The organism is Colwellia sp. TT2012, from assembly GCF_001440345.1.
GTDB lineage: Bacteria > Pseudomonadota > Gammaproteobacteria > Enterobacterales > Alteromonadaceae > Colwellia.
This window is the reverse complement of the sequence record NZ_LJYX01000017.1, coordinates 242,508-260,213: the sequence shown is the minus strand read 5'-3', so window position 1 is coordinate 260,213 and position 17,706 is coordinate 242,508. Positions and strand designations below refer to the sequence as shown.

At 39.3% G+C, this 17,706-nt stretch carries 17 protein-coding genes; 7 read left to right on the top strand and 10 right to left on the bottom strand.

Annotated features, from left to right (window positions below):
• Positions 1-277 precede the first annotated feature (277 nt).
• Positions 278-856 (top strand): DUF4136 domain-containing protein, encoded by a 579-nt coding sequence (locus ASU03_RS10815; RefSeq protein WP_057831830.1) that lies wholly within the window; start codon positions 278-280, stop codon positions 854-856.
• 178 nt (positions 857-1,034) lie between these two features.
• Complete coding sequence (locus ASU03_RS10810) at positions 1,035-2,591, top strand: HD domain-containing phosphohydrolase (protein WP_057831829.1); 1,557 nt, start codon at positions 1,035-1,037, stop codon at positions 2,589-2,591.
• Positions 2,592-2,758: 167 nt separating this feature from the next.
• Here the strand turns inward: ASU03_RS10810 and ASU03_RS10805 are convergent, their stop codons facing one another.
• From ASU03_RS10805 to ASU03_RS10795, 3 genes are all read right to left on the bottom strand, one after another.
• Entirely contained in the window at positions 2,759-3,982 is a 1,224-nt protein-coding gene (locus tag ASU03_RS10805) for a pyridoxal phosphate-dependent aminotransferase (RefSeq protein ID WP_057831828.1), read from the bottom strand.
• A gap of 703 nt (positions 3,983-4,685) precedes the next feature.
• Positions 4,686-6,383: a proline--tRNA ligase gene (locus ASU03_RS10800; protein ID WP_057831827.1), complete on the bottom strand. Its 1,698-nt coding sequence runs from the start codon at positions 6,381-6,383 to the stop codon at positions 4,686-4,688.
• 138 nt (positions 6,384-6,521) lie between these two features.
• Entirely contained in the window at positions 6,522-7,520 is a 999-nt protein-coding gene (locus ASU03_RS10795; RefSeq protein WP_057831826.1) for an ion channel, read from the bottom strand.
• A 47-nt stretch (positions 7,521-7,567) separates the two neighbouring features.
• Between ASU03_RS10795 and ASU03_RS10790 the strand changes: the two genes are divergently transcribed.
• Positions 7,568-8,050, top strand: a complete 483-nt coding sequence (locus ASU03_RS10790) for a GNAT family N-acetyltransferase (RefSeq protein ID WP_057831825.1) — start codon at positions 7,568-7,570, stop codon at positions 8,048-8,050.
• Between the two features lie 127 nt (positions 8,051-8,177).
• On the opposite strand, the gene ASU03_RS10785 is transcribed toward ASU03_RS10790, so the two are convergent.
• On the bottom strand, positions 8,178-8,630 hold the full coding sequence (locus ASU03_RS10785) for an RNA-binding S4 domain-containing protein (RefSeq protein WP_057831824.1): 453 nt from the start codon (positions 8,628-8,630) through the stop codon (positions 8,178-8,180).
• A gap of 26 nt (positions 8,631-8,656) precedes the next feature.
• Positions 8,657-9,073: a hypothetical protein gene (locus ASU03_RS10780; RefSeq protein ID WP_057831823.1), complete on the bottom strand. Its 417-nt coding sequence runs from the start codon at positions 9,071-9,073 to the stop codon at positions 8,657-8,659.
• A 316-nt stretch (positions 9,074-9,389) separates the two neighbouring features.
• Here ASU03_RS10780 and ASU03_RS10775 point away from each other — a divergent pair, with 316 nt between their 5' ends.
• Complete coding sequence (locus ASU03_RS10775; RefSeq protein ID WP_057831822.1) at positions 9,390-10,340, top strand: SphA family protein; 951 nt, start codon at positions 9,390-9,392, stop codon at positions 10,338-10,340.
• A 146-nt stretch (positions 10,341-10,486) separates the two neighbouring features.
• Here the strand turns inward: ASU03_RS10775 and ASU03_RS21125 are convergent, their stop codons facing one another.
• From ASU03_RS21125 to ASU03_RS10765, 5 genes are all read right to left on the bottom strand, one after another.
• Positions 10,487-11,017, bottom strand: coding sequence for a hypothetical protein (locus tag ASU03_RS21125; protein ID WP_197411242.1), 531 nt, complete (start codon positions 11,015-11,017; stop codon positions 10,487-10,489).
• Positions 11,005-11,340 carry a sulfatase-like hydrolase/transferase gene (locus tag ASU03_RS21120; RefSeq protein ID WP_269433021.1) on the bottom strand — a complete coding sequence of 112 codons (336 nt, stop codon included), beginning with the start codon at positions 11,338-11,340 and terminating at the stop codon, positions 11,005-11,007. The genes ASU03_RS21125 and ASU03_RS21120 overlap by 13 nt, the downstream gene beginning before the upstream one ends.
• Complete coding sequence (locus ASU03_RS21490) at positions 11,331-11,543, bottom strand: hypothetical protein (RefSeq protein WP_231731558.1); 213 nt, start codon at positions 11,541-11,543, stop codon at positions 11,331-11,333. Before ASU03_RS21490 ends, ASU03_RS21120 begins: the two co-directional genes overlap by 10 nt.
• A 133-nt stretch (positions 11,544-11,676) precedes the next feature.
• A complete protein-coding gene (locus ASU03_RS21485; RefSeq protein ID WP_231731557.1) occupies positions 11,677-12,051 on the bottom strand; it encodes a sulfatase-like hydrolase/transferase in 375 nt (124 codons plus the stop codon).
• Between the two features lie 677 nt (positions 12,052-12,728).
• A complete protein-coding gene (locus ASU03_RS10765) occupies positions 12,729-12,941 on the bottom strand; it encodes a hypothetical protein (protein ID WP_057831821.1) in 213 nt (70 codons plus the stop codon).
• A 348-nt stretch (positions 12,942-13,289) separates the two neighbouring features.
• Between ASU03_RS10765 and ASU03_RS10760 the strand changes: the two genes are divergently transcribed.
• The 3 genes from ASU03_RS10760 (at position 13,290) to ASU03_RS10750 (ending at position 17,640) form a co-directional block, all read left to right on the top strand.
• Positions 13,290-14,585 carry a BamA/TamA family outer membrane protein gene (locus tag ASU03_RS10760; protein WP_057831820.1) on the top strand — a complete coding sequence of 432 codons (1,296 nt, stop codon included), beginning with the start codon at positions 13,290-13,292 and terminating at the stop codon, positions 14,583-14,585.
• Between the two features lie 49 nt (positions 14,586-14,634).
• Positions 14,635-16,572: a DUF3604 domain-containing protein gene (locus ASU03_RS10755; protein ID WP_057831819.1), complete on the top strand. Its 1,938-nt coding sequence runs from the start codon at positions 14,635-14,637 to the stop codon at positions 16,570-16,572.
• Between the two features lie 69 nt (positions 16,573-16,641).
• Positions 16,642-17,640: a HupE/UreJ family protein gene (locus tag ASU03_RS10750; RefSeq protein WP_057831818.1), complete on the top strand. Its 999-nt coding sequence runs from the start codon at positions 16,642-16,644 to the stop codon at positions 17,638-17,640.
• Positions 17,641-17,706: the final 66 nt, after the last annotated feature.

The following is a 17,706-nucleotide window of genomic DNA, read 5'->3' as shown; positions in this document are numbered from 1 at the left end:
AAAAACGTAAATATTTGAATGATACTATTCTTAAAGATTTTACTGGCTGGTGTCAACCAATAATTACAAAATAACAGAAAAGTGTCTTTTATTTTTTTGTGCTACATTTTGACTGTTACTTTATTTATTCAACTTTCTTTGCAACTTGTAGTAATTGAAAACAATTTAAATCACTGTTTTAGCTATATTAGTCATACATTTTGATTTATATTAACGGTCAGATTATCCCGCAGACCGATTGACTTAAAAACCGGTTTCACTACAAAATGGAACAGATATGACTCCACTTAAATTATTAATTCTTGCCAGCTTAATTGCTTTTACCGCAGGTTGTGCAACACATTCAGCTAAAGTTGATTTTGACCGAAATACTGACATTGAAACCATGCACTATAAAACCTTTGCTTGGTTAACCAAAGGGAAAATTATGGCGCCGGCTGTTGATATCAACCCTGTGATGAAAGAAAGAGTTGATAAAAGCATAGAGCAAGCTTTTATTGCTAAAGGTTATCAGTTAGTGGCTAATGCTGAAAATGCAGATTTTACAATTTCTTATACGGTTGGTAGTCGCGATAAAATTAAAGTGAATAGTTATCCAGCGACTTATAATACCGGCTTTGGCTGGGGTCGTGGCTATTACGGTGGTCGTGGCTATTACGGTAGTATGTCTATGGGCACTGAAACCAGTGTTAGACAATATACAGAAGGCAAGTTAGCGATTGATATCTATGATGTTAAAACTCACCAGCCAGTATGGCATGGTTGGGCGACCAAGCGCTTAACCTCAGATGATAAAGAAGCACCATCAGCAATGTTGAATGATATTGTTGTGAAAGTAGTGAGTCAGTTTCACTAAAATAATAACTTACTCTATCTAGTATGAAAACGGCGCGAAGCCGTTTTTTTTGTTTAAAATAAGTAATTTAAATCTAGGTAAAGTTACGCTAATAAAGCGACTTTTTGGTAATCTTCCTAGTAATATAGCTGTTCTGAATTACACTCATATTATGGTCTCCCCAACATAATAGACATCAATGAGTAACTTTATTTTTCAAGACGAAATTGAAGATGAAATTAACGATAAACCACATAAAACCGATAAATTTTGGCGTATTTTAGTCATTGATGATGATGAATCTGTTCACCAAGTAACTAAACTGGTACTTGCTGATGCTGAAATTGAGCATAGAAAGTTACAAATAGTCTCCGCTTTTTCCAGTAAACAAGCAAAAGAAATCATGTTAAATGATAATTCTTTTTGCATGGCTTTTGTTGATGTAGTGATGGAAACTGACCATGCTGGTTTAGAGCTGGTCGAATGGATTAGAAAAGATCTTAAAAATCAAGCTATTCGTTTGGTGTTACGTACTGGTCAAGCGGGCTCGGCCCCAGAGGCAAAAGTCATTAAAGAGTTTGATATAAATGACTATAAAGAAAAAACTGACTTTACCGCCAATAAAATGATCACCACAGTGTATGCAAGTATTCGTGCCTATCGTGACATTATGACTATTCAGCGCAGTCTTGATGCCTTTAAAAAGCTTATTGCCACGACTCATGATTTATTAAAAATCAATCAATTAAAGAATTTTGGCTCTGCAGCACTTGCTCACTTACTTACCTTGATGAATGTTGAAAGCTCTGCCCTCTATATTGCTAGAACCCAAATTGATTTTGCCAAAAAATCCACCAGTTCAATTATTGCTTGTACGGGGAAATATGTTTGTGAGTCAGATTCACTAGAAAGCTCGAATATTGATAAGCAAGTTAAAGCTAGAATTCAGCAAGTATTTATTGATAAAAATCATTATCGAGATGAGAGCTGTTTTGTTGGTTATTATCAGGCGTCGAGTCATTCTGCCTCCGTACTCTATATTGAATTTGAAGATGATAATGAGCACTTTAAAGCCAGCTTAGCTGAGCTATTTGCCACCAATGTAGCCCTTGTTTTTGAAAGCATAACTAAGCAACAAGAAATAGAAAAAACCCAAAGAGAGTTACTCTTTATTGTTGGTGAAGCGGTGGAAGCTCGAAGTAAAGAAACCGGCGCCCATGTGCGCCGTGTTGCTATTATTTGCGAGATACTGGCAACAAAATTCGGTTTAGAAAAAAGCTTTGTTGAAGCGATCCGCTTAGCTGCGCCATTACATGATTTAGGCAAGATAGCCATTCCGGAACATATTTTACATAACCCTGGCAAGTTAGAGGGTAAAGACTGGGAAATAATGAAATCTCATGCGCAAATTGGTGCTGATATGTTAGAAAAATCTACGGTAAGTATTTCTAAATTAGCCGCTCGACTGGCAAATTATCATCATGAAAATTGGGATGGCAGTGGTTACCCCAAAGGCTTAAAAGGAGAAGATATACCTGTTGAGGCTCGAATCATGGCGGTAGCAGATGTCTTTGATGCCTTGGGTTCAAAGCGTTGTTATAAAGAGCCTTGGTCAGCTGAAAAAATAAAAGAATTCTTATTATCACAAAGCGGTATAAAATTTGAGGCGAAATTGGTCAATATAATGGTTGAGGATTTTGATGAGTTTTTACAAGTAAGGCTAGATTACCCTGACTATGCAGATCCAGAACATTAATTAGTGCTCGTTAATTTGTACTCGCTTATTAGTCAATCATGCGCCTTGTCGAAAAAAATTAAGCCATGCTAAAACTCACGCATTAACAATGGTCACGGGGCTAAATAAATGTTGCATTAGCACTCGTTATTATAATAACGAGTGCTAAAAAGCTATGACTTATTTAGCTATGTGGTAACTTGTTTGTAAGTAGAAAAAAAGTTTTTTATTTTCTCAATGGCTGGAATTAACTCATCAACATGAGGCAAAAACACTAAGCGGAAGTAGTTCTGCTCTTTAATGTTAAAGGCGCTGCCGTGAACCAGTAATATCTTTTCTTGTTTGAGCAAGTCTAAAATCATTTGCTCATCATTTTCAATATTAAATTTTTCTTGGTCAACTTTAACAAAAAGATATAAAGCGCCCATGGCGGGCTGACAAGATAAACCATCAATGTCGTTGATCATCTTGGTGGCAATATTTCGCTGCTTTAATAAACGACCATCACCTTTAATAAGTTCATTAATACTTTGGTAGCCACCCAGTGCGGTTTGAATAGCATGCTGGCAAGGGACATTGGCACAAAGACGCATAGAAGAAAGCATGGATAGTCCTTCAATATAATCTTCGGCATGAATTTTTGGCCCTGATATCACCAACCAACCGGCTCTAAAACCAGCAATACGATAGTTTTTGGACAGACCGCCCATGGTAATGATTAACACATCTTGAGCCAGACTTGCGGTGGGAATATGTTTGGCTTGATCATATAAAATTTTATCGTAAATTTCATCACTGAAAATGATTAAATCATGTTGACGAGCCAGGGAAATAATTCCCTGTAAAACCTCTTCGGGGTAAACCGCACCAGTTGGGTTGTTTGGGTTAATCAATACAATGGCTTTGGTCTTTTTAGTGATCTTTGCCGCCATATCTTTAAGGTTTGGATACCAGAAATTTTCATCATCACAATGATAATGTACCGGGCTACCACCGGAAAGTGACACTGCAGCTGTCCATAAGGGATAGTCTGGCGCTGGAATTAATACTTCATCGTCATTATTTAGTAAGGCTTGCATAGCCATAACAATTAACTCACTGACACCGTTGCCCAGATAAATATCATCAACACTGACATCTTTAATGCCTTGTTGTTGAAAATACTGCATCACGGCAACTCGTGCTGAATAGATTCCCTGAGACTCGGCATAACCTTGAGAGTTTGGTAGGTTGTGAATAACATCTTTTAAAATATCATCAGGTGCTTCAAAACCAAATGGGGCAGGATTACCAATATTGAGTTTAAGAATTTTATGACCTTCATCTTCAAGGCGCTTCGCCGCCGCTGCTATTTGTCCTCTAATTTGGTAACGGACATTATTGAGTTTAGAGGACTTGGTAATAGCTTTCATCAGTAGGGTACTTCTTAAGTAAAGGGAGAAAAAGAGAACATGTCATTGTTGCCAATAATTAGCTGTTTTGAAAGCCTTAATTTGGCTTTTTTTTATGCTAAATTGTCAGATTTTATCTCTAAATGGCATATTGCCATGATTATACGCCCTTTAGATAAGTTCACTGGCCGATAAGGTTACAACTGTATTAACTATTTAACTGGCTTGTTGAGCCGATAGTGGCGAGGGTGAAATTGCTAGTGTTTTATGAGTAAAAAATTGATGATGATTTTAAGGTTGGCCGACAATGTTCATTAGGTGAGTAGTTGAACTGTTTTTCATTTAATATTGGGCGTAAGCGACATTATTGTAGTCAATGCGACTCAGCCGTCACGAATAGGAATATGTTTAGGCCGCATTGATAGCGATATTGAAGAAAGGCGATTTCCGATCCCCTTGTTTGCTCGACCGCGAACTGGCAAGATCTTAACGTTAACGTATCGTACTATGATGCTTTTCAACCAAACTGTCAGTAAGGCTTATGTGATAGCTCTTGCAATGGTGACATATAATCCTAGTTACTTTTATTAGGTAGCAACGAAGCTATAATCACTGTCTATTCACCGATAGTGCGCTAAGTAACTCGTTTGAAAAAAAAAGGGGCCTAAGCCCCTTATTATCAATATTACTCGTTATTTAATGCCACTAATTTAGTTATCTTAACTTAGTTAAATAAAGCCATAACGTCATCAATAGCGATTAATGATTTTTCACCAGTAAGACGGTTTTTAAGCTCTACTTGTTGAGCATCTAGATTCCGTTCACCAATGATAACTAATAAGGGTGTACCTATTAATTCGTGGTCAGCAAACATAACACCTGGGCGCTCTTTTCTGTCATCAAACAATACTTCAATACCAGCCTGAAGCATAGACTCATATAAGGCTTCCGCCGTTTCTTTTACTCGAGCTGATTTAGCCATATTCATTGGCACAATCGCTACTTGAAATGGTGCAATGGCCTTAGGCCATTTAATGCCGTATTTATCGTGGTTTTGTTCGATAGCGGCCGCAACAATACGTGAAACACCAATACCGTAACAACCCATGGTTAAGGTTTGGTTTTTACCATTTTCATTGAGTACCGAACACTTCATCGACTCAGCATATTTTCGACCTAATTGGAAAATATGACCCACTTCAATACCGCGTTTTATTTCGATAGTCCCTTGACCACATGGGCTAGGGTCGCCAGCAACAACATTACGGATATCTTGTATATTAATTTCTCCACAATCACGTTGCCAGTTAACACCCGTAAAAGAGCGACCATTCTCGTTGGCACCACAGACAAAATCGCTTAAGTGAGCGGCACTACGATCAACAATCACCTCAATAGTTAAGCCTTTAGGTCCTAATGAGCTGCTATGGCAGTTAGCAATAGCGGATACTTGTTCGTCCGTCGCGAATGTTAACGGTGAAGCAATTCCTGCTAAATTCTCAACTTTAACTTCATTGAGTTGATGATCGCCTCGTAGCACTAGAGCAACTATTTTTATCGGTTCACCTTCTGCCGTTGCGCCAATAACTAACAAAGTCTTCACGGTGGTTTTTACATCTAGCTCTAAGGTTTTTATTAAACGCTCAAGTTTTAACTCTACTGTTTCGATTTTTTGACTCGGCTCGGCACGTTCACCTTTTGGTGCTAATGCTTCGGCTTTTTCAATGTTTGCGGCGAAATCGCTGGCATCACTAAAAGCAATGTCATCTTCACCTGAGTCAGCAAGTACATGGAATTCATGTGATTTTTCACCGCCAATTGAACCAGCATCCGCTATAACCGGACGGAAGTCTAGTTCAAGACGTTCAAATATACGGCAATAAGCATCAAACATAATTTGATAGGTTTTTTCTAAACACTCGTCTTCTAAATGAAAAGAATAAGCATCTTTCATTAAGAATTCACGGCCACGCATCACACCAAAACGAGGACGAATTTCATCGCGGAATTTTGTTTGAATTTGAAAAACAGTTAAAGGTAATTGCTTGTAACTACTAAGTTCGTTAGCGACTAGCTTAGTGACCACTTCTTCATGGGTTGGCCCCAAAACAAAATCACGTTGATGACGATCTTTTAACCGTAATAACTCCGGGCCATAATCGTCTAAACGACCAGACTCTTGCCATAAATCTGCAGGTTGCACCATAGGCATTAATATTTCGTTAGCGCCTGCACGTTGCATTTCTTCACGGACAATGTTCTCCACTTTTTTCAACACGCGTAAACCTGTTGGTAACCAAGTATATAACCCTGAAGCAAGGTTACGAACAAGACCTGCTCGTAACATCAATTGATGACTGATAACTTCTGCACTGGCAGGGGTTTCTTTAAGGGTAGACAGTAAATATTGACTGGTACGCATGGCTTATGATTTCCGTAAGAATAGGGGGGGAATATAAAATTGCCGTTATTCTATCAGGGGGTCAGCCTATGAAAAAGTAATAAATGTATTATTTATGACTTAGTGACTATATTAGGCGTGATAACAACGGCTAAAAGCTTAGCGGGTCATTTTCTTAACAAAAACCACCACAAACAGGGCGATAGTAAAACTGCCGGTAAACGCTTCTAGCGCTGCAATGGCGCGGGATATGCCCACAGGGGTAAAGTCGCCATAACCTAAGGTGGTAAAGGTCACCACCGAATAGTAAAGCGAAGAAAAGAAGAAGGCTACATTTTCTTCCATTAACTGTTCGCTGCTGACCGCTTGAATCTCACCGTTATAACTTAGGCCAGTAAAAGCATAAATGATGGCGCAAAGTAAAATAATCGCCATGGATAAACCTATGATGCGTAGTGGCGCTTCCCCATAGCCGCAAAAAATATCGACCAGTTTTGAAATAGTACGCTTGATACTATAACGCGGTAATTGCAAACGGCGCATGGTCAGCTCTTTTTGAATAAAATAGCCAGATAAGGTGAAAATACCTTGGTGTTCAGCATGTTTGCGTAAATCGCGATATATTTCTTCTGCCTGTTCGAGAAAATCGATATTTGCTTGTTTATCTTTGGCTAACAAAGCGGCTCTGGCGGCAAGTTCTTGCTTGATTTTATCGCCTATTTTGACATTTTCAAATTTACTGCCGATCCATTTTACCCCGAGCAGATTTGCGCTCGATAAATTGGCACAATTGAGGTTGGCATCACGCAAATCAGCTTTCATCACACTGGCATGTTGTAAGTTAATATTAAATAAGTGGCCACTTCGTAGGTTAGCGTGATAAAAATCGGCGTAGGAAAAATCATAGCCCAATCTTTTATCATGGTTGACTAAATCTATGCCTTGGAGTTGAGCACGAGTTAGTATGATGCCGCGCAACATGCCACCTTCTTGCGCGTATTTCTCTAAACGCTGTTTTACCTCTGCGCCGGTTTTATCGATCGCCTGATCATGCCAGTAACAAAAGCCAGAGCCATTGGCTTCACCCTGGCAGCAGTAGGCTTGTTGCTCGGTGCTATCGGGGTCTTGATATTGGCACAATAACTTTATTTTATTCATTTAAAGAGTATAGTGCGCTCCATCAAAAAGTAAAAATAGGAACTGGTGTGCAAATAACATTAATTCAAGCAAATTATCATAATGAGCAACACGGCAAAGATTTAGTGATGCTGTTAAATGCCTATGCCCTCGACCCTATGGGCGGAGGGGAAGCACTCACTGATGAGGTTCAACAAAACTTGGTTGCTACTTTAGCCGCGCGCAATGATTTTTTAACCTTACTTTGTTATGTTGATGGCAAACCCGCAGGTATACTTAATTGTGTTGAAGGTTTCTCAACGTTTAAATGTAAACCTTTACTGAATATCCATGATTGTGGCGTGTTAAAAGAATACCGAGGCTTAGGTCTAAGTCAAAAGCTGTTTGTTGAGGCCGAAAAAATATCGCGGGCACGTGGTTACTGTAAACTAACCCTTGAAGTGTTAGAGGGGAATGTTATCGCGCAAAATGCCTATAAAAAATTAGGTTTTACCGGCTATGAACTCGATGAAAAAACGGGTAAAGCGATGTTCTGGGAAAAAGTGTTATAACTCTATTTTTATCAGTAAATTTTTTATAAATAAAGAGTAAAGGTTAATGAGTACTTAGTCACCTTTGTACAAAATTCTCATTAACCATAGTTGAATAATTATTAAGCTAAGTTCTTCACTTAAGTTATTAAAAGGAAATAGGCCGTCTTTTTTTCGGTATCATTTCTTGTTCATTATTCGTTTTAACCTGAGCTGGAGTATTATTTTTACTCGCTTGTTTTGCCGGTTTCTTTTTAGCGGGCTTATTTTTGGAATGTGCCTTTTTCTTTGGCAATGGATGAGCAGCAACTTCGCTTGCTTGGGCAAGTGTATCTTCTGCAAGGTGCTCGTTTTCAGTCGAAGTTTCAGTTAATTCTTCATTGATGATTAACTGTACCACTTCGCCATTAAACTCAATGACATCTTGATGATAAACTTTTTTACGTTTTTGGTATTCCACTTCACCATTAAGTAAAACATATCCTTCGCTGATCACGACTTTTGCTTCACCGCCACCACTGACCAAGTTAGCTATTTTAAGTAACTTACATAGCTCAATGGGTTGCTGATTTAATTCAATAACTAAGTAACTTTCTGACATAGATTTCTCGTAAACTCATTGATTACTTACTTAGTTAGTTGCGTTAATAGCTCAGTGATTTCAGTTTTCAACTCTTCGCTATCAATGTTTTGGGCAGCATCATTCGCTTTATTAGCAAAAACCAGTGCCTTGTCTTTTTCTTCAAATTCAACTTGACGTTGTGCCATTGCTAAATAAACTGAGGCGCTAAAAGTAGCTAAACTTAACTTCTCTGCTATTGCTAAAGCAACTTGATAAATATCCATGGCTTGCTCGCCATCTTCGGTAAAGTCAGCAAGTGCTTCCCATTGTAGCGGATGATCTTTTGGCGAGCCTTGGTTGGTCGCACAAAGTACTTGTAATTTTTTACAGCTAGCAAGTCTTAATTCTTCATTGTCAGTTGCGGATGCGTCAGCGATTTCTTGGCAAATGGCTAGAATGTCATCGTATAAAGGGGCTTTCATATTAGGTACCTAAGTGCAGTTAACTAGGTTAAACGGAGGAGGATTATTTGCCGATAATATCGCATAAATCGAGACTTTTAGATACAGGAAAACTAAATAATGTCGTATAAATTACTTGTTGAAATAAAGGCTGATGCGTGAATTAATTCTGGTTTAGCTGGTTTAGGTACGGAGTATTTAGCCGCTTTAAAATTGATTGCTACCTATCCATGTAATATGTTGTTTTTATTTGTAATATAAGTACAATACTTTCATCAAATTAACATTGTAATCAGATGGTTTTATATTATAAAGCTGCCTATTTCAAAGGAATAATATGCTTAAAAAACTCTCCTTGCTTGCGGGTCTTTTTGCCCTGCCAATTATGGCTGAAGAAGGCGGCAGCGGTCATTATATGCCTGGTTCGATGTCTTCATTTATTGATGGTGTGCCCCCAGAACCAACCTTTATTACCCGGTTAAACGTGCTGGAATATAATGGTAGTTATCAAAAAAGCATTCTTTTTGCTGGACTTGATGCGGCCAATATTGATGTTAGTTCAAAAGCCGTAGCGTTAACCTTGCTGTATCGGCCAGACATTGATTTAACTTCCTTAGGCTTTGGTGAAAACTGGAGTTATGCCTTTAGCACCACTATTCCCTTTCTTGATATGCAAGTCAGTGCCGATGTTTCAACAGGTGATGATGCTAGTTTTCGTAAAACCGATCGTGATAATGCCCTAGGTGATATTATTTTCATGCCGATCATGCTTAATCAAAATATTAATGCTGATTTGAATATTAATTATCGACTGGCGTTATACGCACCCACCGGCAGTTATCAAGTGGGTGACTTGGCTAATACCGGCAAAAACTTCTGGACGGTGGAACCGACCATAGCTGCGGTATATTTTGGCCAAAAAAATGGTATAGAAGCCAGTGTATTTGCCGGTATAGACTTTAATGCCGAAAATGACGACACCCAATATAAATCAGGTGTTCAGGCTCATATTGATGCTACTTTAGCGCAACACTTTCCTTTGTGGGGCGGTTTGGCTGGCGTGGGTGTTACCGGATTTTATTATAAACAAATCACTGGCGATAGTGGCGATGGTGCTACTTATGGCGACTTTAAATCACACTCAGTCGGCGCTGGTCCCACCATTTCCTTTATCAACAAGGTGGGCAATACCGATATCTTGGCCGAATTGAAATGGTTACACGAATTTGATACCACTAGGCGGGTTAAAGGCGATACCATTTTTTTAAAAGTGGTCGCTAAATTTTAATAATAATCAACAATAGTCTTTAGCTTGAGGTGATTTTTAACCGACCAACAATAATAAAGCCAGCAAATATTTGCTGGCTTTATCTTAACCTCAACAGCTTAATTTAATCTGCCGTGTGGTTTTTCATCGATTCGGCCACCAGTTTCTCAATGGAGAGCGTGGTCGGTTTTTTGGCTGGGTGGAAACTCTATCAGTGTTTGAATATGGGCGCCCATTTTTGCGGCCACTATATTGAACATCCAAGACTTGTGTTGCAAAAAATTTGCTGGTGGTCTGGGATCCTGTCCGTATGATTCAAACGGGTCTTGCCGTAAACTATAGACCCAAGGCAGTTCAATTTTCGTAGTCGTGCCGTAATAGCCGTCACGTACAGCAAAATGTGCTTTCCATTGATTAACACGAATAGCATTTGGACTGGATTCGGCCCAATAGATACAGTAATTATGTTCTGATTTATCACTTTTTCCTGTCCAGTAATCCAGATTTTTCACACCATCTAAGTAAACTTTTTTAACGGTATCAGTGCCAACTTTATCGCCTTTTTTAAGACGTTCTGCCAAGTCATCAGTATCAATCCCTGCAGCAGCTAAGGTGGTGAAGATATCCATATGTGCTTGAATGCCGTTAATTTCAGAACCCGCTTTGATATGACCAGGCCAACGAATTAACATTGGCATCCGGACGCGCCTTCCCAGGTAGTCATTTTTTCACCACGAAATGGTGTGGTACCGCCTTCAGGATAGGTGTTATGTTCAGGACCGTTATCCGTGGTATAAACAATAATGGTATTGTTGAGAAAACCAAGTTCTTCCAACTTGGCTAACAAGCGACCAATATCTTCATCATGCTGTAACATACCCGCACCATGATTGTCATCGTAGCTAGTAAACTGACGAACTTGTTCATGATGTTTTTTTTGCTCGCGATTAAATACATGTATCCGCGCTGGATTTAACCACATAAAGAAGGTTTTTTTATTTTTTTCGCTTTTTACAAAAATTTAAAAGCGACATCGAAATATTCGGTATCTAGTTGCTCTAAACGTGCTTCATCAGGCAGGCAAGTATCGATGATTTTTTGTTTACCGATTTCGCCGAATCTAACATCAGGTATTGACCTATCATAGGTGTCGCTGGCCCAAGTATGTAGGATACCGCGCGGACCATATTTTTTTGAAAAACTTATTGCCCTTAGGGTAGTCATTATCTAAGGGTTCTTGCAGCACATTTAAGTGGTACAAGTGACCATAAAATTCATCAAAACCATGTAAAATCGGTAAATGTTTATTGAGATCACCTAAATGGTTTTTACCAAATTGGCCGGTCATATAGCCTAGCTATTTCAGTACTTCGGCCAGAGTGACATCAACGGCTTGCATGCCTAAATGGCTGCCAACCATACCAACAGTGTTCATGCCTGAGCGGATTGGGTAAGTGCCCATAATAAAAGAGGCTAGGCCTGCGGTACAACTGGGTTGGGCATAATGATCGGTGAATAGTACCCATTCATTGGCAATTCGGTCAATATTTGGCGTGCGATAGCCCATTACACCAGGGCTATAGGCGCTAATATTGTTCGAGCCAATGTCCTCGCCCATGATCACTAGAATGTTAGGTTTTTTTGCGGCTTGTCCATAGGGCATACCCAGGATAAAACTGGCAACGGCTATTAGGGGTAACAGCAGTAACGCGCTCTTTTTAACACTTATCATACTTATATTTCCCTTATTTTTAGTAAAATAATTAACTTAGAATTGTTCGTTATTTATTGAGTTTTATGTGATGTCTAATTTTTTAGTTAAACGAATATATTTTTCGCCAATCTTTTTTCATATCAATTAACAATTGCAGCCAGTCTAGGCCCATCTCCGTCAGTAACCCCAAGCCAGCATTTCAAAATCGGCATCGGAATTACCAAAAGCGGCGATAGGGCGACGGCCAATATGGCGATGTATGCCAACGGGTTTGCCAGCATGATCATCATTAAAGAATAAACTTGCTTTACGTACTAGCTGATATTTACCCTTATATAACTCATAACTTGTGCCTAAATCACTGCCGATAATATTTTATGGTGGCACAGCATAAACTTCTTGGGCAACTGAGCGCATAAATTCCAAACCGCCAGCAGAAGCAATATATACATGGAAGTCATTGGCTCGTAGATAATTCATCAGTTCAATCATAGGCAGATACGCTAGTTTGTATAAGGCTGATTAAAACGTGGATGTTTACCATTATGGAGCCAGTTTTTAGCTATCTGGTTAAATTCGTTTACGCTGATATTGGCGTGAGTGGCCATCACTATTTTTATTAGATCGTCTTCGGTTAGGCTGGCAAGCACTTCTCTGTCACTTGATAGAATACCCTTGAAGGCTTGGGTGTGTTGCTATTCAGGATGGTCTTTTGCCAACGTCTTTAGTCGTTCAAGAGCAAAGGTAAGTTGAAAGTATAAGGTCTGCTCAGTCCATAAGGTGCCGTCGTTATCAAAGGTGGCAATTCGCTCGACCGGAGGTACGTAATCTGGGTGTTTTGCATCTGTGATTCGGCTAACAAAATCTATGATGGTGGCTTTTGTTGAGGTGTTTTGCCACGATGACATTAACGTATCTTACTTTGCAGCAAAAGCAAACTGACTTTGCCACACCAGCAATATGGCTAAAGTGATGCTTTTGGCCAACTTTACATTATACAGCATTTCCTATTTTCTTATGATTTTTGCCTAATTCTCTTATTATTAAAGCAATAAAAGACCTGCTTATGCTGATTGTTGGGGTTATGACAAAAATAATGTGAAATGTATTATTTATCAGTTGGTTGTGAAATTGTTACTTTTTTGTATGAATTATGAAATTTTTGTTAAATGTTTTTAAAATCAAGTTGTTTGCTTTTATAATAGGGTATATTATCAGTGTTATTTTTCAATTGATGGGATGCAAACACACTTGTAATGGAACACAAAATTAACACTCTTAAAAAAATAGCTACTATTTTTTTAACTATTGGCATATCTCAATCGGCCATGGCCGCAGAAGAAAACTCTGTTACTGACAAACAGCCAGCAACAGAAAAAGTAGCGGTGAACTCTGGCCTAGAAGCCAACAAACTTTATCTTACCCCTATCCCTGTTATTGGTTATAACCCCGCCAATGGTACTATTTATGGCGTTGGTGCCTCGGCCAGTTATTATTTTGGTGACCCGAAAACCACCAAGGTATCTAACATGATTGCAGGACTAGCAAAAACTTCGTTAGGGCAAAGCATCTTCTTATTTAAAAGTACGGGTTTTACCGCCAATAACGACTGGGCGCTGTTAGGTGATTGGCGCTATCTTGATACGTCACAACCAACCTATGGTTTAGGTACCGGTCCGGATTCATCCAAGCTAGTCACCAGTGGCCAAGAATTTGAATTTGATGGTGATATATTTTCGGGTACTTACGATAAAACCCAAATGATGGAATTTAAATATTACCGCTTTTATGAAACCGCATTAAAACGCATTCATGGTGATTGGTATGTGGGTCTTGGTTATCATCTTGATTTATATAAAGACATTCAAGATAATATGCTTGACTTAAACGCAGAAGAGAAAGTAATTACCTCACACTATAGCTATAGTCAGCTTAATGGTTTTGACCCAACGGGTTACACCTTGTCGGGGCTGTCACTGAATGTGATGTTCGATAGTCGTGATAACGCCATTAATCCTGCAAAAGGCCAATATGCGCTAGCCACTTATCGATACAATGCCGAATTTTTAGGCTCAGATCAAAAGTCCAGCAGCTTGTGGTTAGAATATCGTAAGTTTCATAACCTTACCCCAGGGAAAAAATACCCAGATGTTTTAGCCTTTTGGGCTTATGGTAATTTTATCACCAGTGGTGATGTACCTTATATGACGTTACCTGCTACCGGTTATGATCAATATGCTCGCAGTGGTACCGGTTACGTACAAGGGCGGTTTCGCGGCCAAGATTATGCCTACGTTGGTGTAGAATATCGTAAACATTTATTTAATATGTGGTGGGATGTTCCCGTTGGCGGCGTGGTACAAGTAAATGCCTCAACAGCTAGTGCTACCGGCCTTAATGATATTAACTTGGGTCAATACATTAAGCCGGGTTATGGTATAGGTCTTAGATTTATGTTGGACAAGAAAACGGGTACTAATGTTGGTATTGATTTTGGCCGAGGTGCAGATGGTGCTAGTGCTATGTATGTACGTTTGAACGAGAACTTCTAACGGTAACAATTTAGCAATATCGGAATTACTAAAAATATAGGGATAAGTTATGAATACTAAAATTTCGCTAATCGCCGTTACGGTTTTATTAGCATTAGGCGGCTGCTCTGAGCCGCAAACAGACTCACAAAAAGATCAAACTCATGTTAAAGATGTGAGTCAAAACAACACAACTAAAAATAAAGATAAATCTGTCGCCGCGAGAGCACAAACCATTAAAGAGCAAGAAGATAATGCGCCCTCCAATCCACTAAAAAACGCCTATTTTGGTGAAACCCATATGCATACTAAGTTTTCTTTAGATGCCTATATTGGGGGTAATCGTATGAGCCCGCTTGATTCTTTGCAATTTGCTCAAGGGCAAGAAAAAATGATCAATGGGGAAATGCATAAGTTGAATAGACCATTAGATTTTGCTGCCACTACCGATCACGCTGAATATATCGGTGAAATGTATACTACTTTTGATGAAGAAGCCGTTGGCCATAACCAAGCGCAATTAAAAGAATTGCGTGACTTAACTGAGTATAAAGATCAATTACGCTGGTTTATTAAATACGTTATCTCAGTGAACCGAGGAGATGCCAAACCAGCCCATCCACCATTTTATACTGGCATTGAAAGCACTAAGAGTGCTTGGCAAATTATTTTACAAGCAACAAAAGATGAATATAAACCGGGTGTATTTACTACCTTGGCGGCATTTGAATGGAGTGGCGCGCCAAAAGGCGGCAACTTACATCGTAATGTATTGTTTAGAGATATGGTAGTACCAGAGTATCCTGTTGGTTACGCCGACTACAACCGAGAAGAGGGTTTATGGAATTGGATGGCTCAGCAAGAAAAACTAGGTAGCACTTTACTTGCCATTCCACATAATTCCAATGCCTCTAAGTTGATGATGTTTAACCCGAATGACTCTACCGGCAAGCCTATTACTAAAGAGTATGCCGAGCTGCGTAGTCACTTTGAACGTACTATCGAAATGATGCAAATTAAAGGCAACTCGGAAGTGCATCGTAAATTTTGGCCAGCAGATGAATTTGCTGATTTTGAAAATGCCGACTCGATAGCAAAATTTAGTAATCGTGAATTTGATAAACGTAACTTTGTCCGCTGGGGCGTGATTGAAGGCTTAAAGCATTATCAAAATTTAGGCGTAAATCCCTATAAATTAGGCTTCAATGGTGGTACCGATAGCCACAATGGCTTAATGGCTAATGTGGACGAAGACAACTACATCGGTGGCCATGGTGCGGCCGATAATACCCCAGAGTTACGCAGAACAGGGCAAGTACCTGAATGGCTCGATGCTAAAGATGAAAGCATAGGTTCAATTACTGGTGTGTGGGCAGAGAAAAATACTCGTGGCGCTATTTGGGATGCCATGTATAACCGCGAGGTGTACGGCACTTCTGGACCAAGAATTCAGGTTAGGATTTTTGCGGGCGAGCACTTAACCACTAATCATAATGACATCAATGCCATGGTCAAAGAAGGCTACGACAAAGGTGTGCCTATGGGCGGTACCATTGAAGGTGCTAAAAGTGCTCCGGTCTTCAATGTTTGGGCGGTCAAAGATAGTATTGGCGCTAACTTAGATCGTATTCAAATCATCAAAGGTTGGGTAGATCTACAGGGCGAGCAACATGAAAAAATTATCAATGTTGTTTGGTCTGACAATCGTAAAGCTGACGCTCAAGGTAATTTACCTAAAGTGGGTAATACCGTTGATTTAACCACCGCTAAATATACCAATGCCATTGGTGCAGCGATGTTAATGGGTAGCTTTACCGATAATGAATTTAAGCCAGAGTTACCGACACTGTATTATGCGCGTGTTATTGAGATACCGACGCCGCGTTGGTCAACTTATGATGCAGTGCGTAATAATTTACCACTATTAACCGATGTGCAAGCCACTATTCAAGAGCGTGCTTGGAGTTCGCCGATTTGGTTTACCCCAGCACAAGACGCTGCCCATTAGTTTATGATGTTTTTCAGTGATAAAAAAACAATAAAAGGAATATCCCGCTTTGGGATATTCCTTTTTATTTTGTTACTTGTTGTTATTAATAGTAATGTAGCAAAAGCAAATAAAATTCAACTGGCTTATTTACAAATTGAAGCTGTCACTTGTAGTGATACAACTATAGTGAGCAATAGTTGTTATCAGGGCATGTGGAAACAACCAGCTGCTACGGGCAATGCGCCACTTAGTTTACAATTTAGTCAGGGGGTGAAATTCAGTAAAAAAGCAGCGCCAGCTTTGCTCAATGGCGCTAATATTCAATCTTTTACGCTAATAACTTCGCAAAGTTTGGCTGATAAAACGCTGACTATCTTCAACTTAGAAAAAACTGATGTCGAAGTGATGCTTAACTATAAAAGTATTGATAATGATTATTCAGTACGATTAACACCTGCTCGGCCAAGCTATACCTTTGTTGCCAGTCCATCGTCATGGCAAACTATACAAAGCTACGTCGTTTTTGGTATCGAACATATTCTTGCCGGCTACGACCACTTACTGTTTGTTTTATGTTTGTTATTGATTGCCTCTACCGTTAAAAAACTTTTGTGGGCGATCACAGGTTTCACCTTAGCGCATTCCATCACTTTGGTATTGAGCACCTTGAACCTAGTGCAGTTACCCATACTGGTGGTTGAGGCGGTGATCGCTTTGAGCATTGTTTTTCTAGCCACTGAAATAGTGAAAAATACCGTTAAAAAAACGCCAGAAGAGTCCTTAACATATCGTTATCCTGTTGCGGTATCGAGCAGCTTTGGTTTGCTGCACGGTTTTGGTTTTGCTTCGGTGTTATTAGAGTTAGGACTACCAAAAAACGATCAGTTTTTGGCCTTGGCATTTTTCAATGTCGGGGTCGAGATAGGGCAGCTGTTGTTTATTGCTAGTGTAATATTGGTGATTTTTTCAGTGAAAAGACTAACCGATATCAGCAAAGCTGGCATGAAAAAAGTAGAAAAAATTAATGCCTATTTGATCGGCTCTATTGCCAGTATGTGGCTGATCGAGCGAGTGATGTTGTTTTAAAAAATTCGATAGCTAGCCTAATTAAGAGTTATGCGACAAAAACTAAAACTAAATATAGTAACGATA

Coding starts and splice junctions, on each gene's coding strand:
- ASU03_RS10815 (WP_057831830.1), top strand. CDS start 278: ATGACTCCACTTAAATTATTAATTCTTGCCAGCTTAATTGCTTTTACC.
- ASU03_RS10810 (WP_057831829.1), top strand. CDS start 1,035: ATGAGTAACTTTATTTTTCAAGACGAAATTGAAGATGAAATTAACGAT.
- ASU03_RS10805 (WP_057831828.1), bottom strand. CDS start 3,982: ATGAAAGCTATTACCAAGTCCTCTAAACTCAATAATGTCCGTTACCAA.
- ASU03_RS10800 (WP_057831827.1), bottom strand. CDS start 6,383: ATGCGTACCAGTCAATATTTACTGTCTACCCTTAAAGAAACCCCTGCC.
- ASU03_RS10795 (WP_057831826.1), bottom strand. CDS start 7,520: ATGAATAAAATAAAGTTATTGTGCCAATATCAAGACCCCGATAGCACC.
- ASU03_RS10785 (WP_057831824.1), bottom strand. CDS start 8,630: ATGTCAGAAAGTTACTTAGTTATTGAATTAAATCAGCAACCCATTGAG.
- ASU03_RS10780 (WP_057831823.1), bottom strand. CDS start 9,073: ATGAAAGCCCCTTTATACGATGACATTCTAGCCATTTGCCAAGAAATC.
- ASU03_RS10775 (WP_057831822.1), top strand. CDS start 9,390: ATGCTTAAAAAACTCTCCTTGCTTGCGGGTCTTTTTGCCCTGCCAATT.
- ASU03_RS21125 (WP_197411242.1), bottom strand. CDS start 11,017: ATGCCAATGTTAATTCGTTGGCCTGGTCATATCAAAGCGGGTTCTGAA.
- ASU03_RS21490 (WP_231731558.1), bottom strand. CDS start 11,543: ATGACTACCCTAAGGGCAATAAGTTTTTCAAAAAAATATGGTCCGCGC.
- ASU03_RS21485 (WP_231731557.1), bottom strand. CDS start 12,051: ATGATAAGTGTTAAAAAGAGCGCGTTACTGCTGTTACCCCTAATAGCC.
- ASU03_RS10765 (WP_057831821.1), bottom strand. CDS start 12,941: ATGTCATCGTGGCAAAACACCTCAACAAAAGCCACCATCATAGATTTT.
- ASU03_RS10760 (WP_057831820.1), top strand. CDS start 13,290: ATGGAACACAAAATTAACACTCTTAAAAAAATAGCTACTATTTTTTTA.
- ASU03_RS10755 (WP_057831819.1), top strand. CDS start 14,635: ATGAATACTAAAATTTCGCTAATCGCCGTTACGGTTTTATTAGCATTA.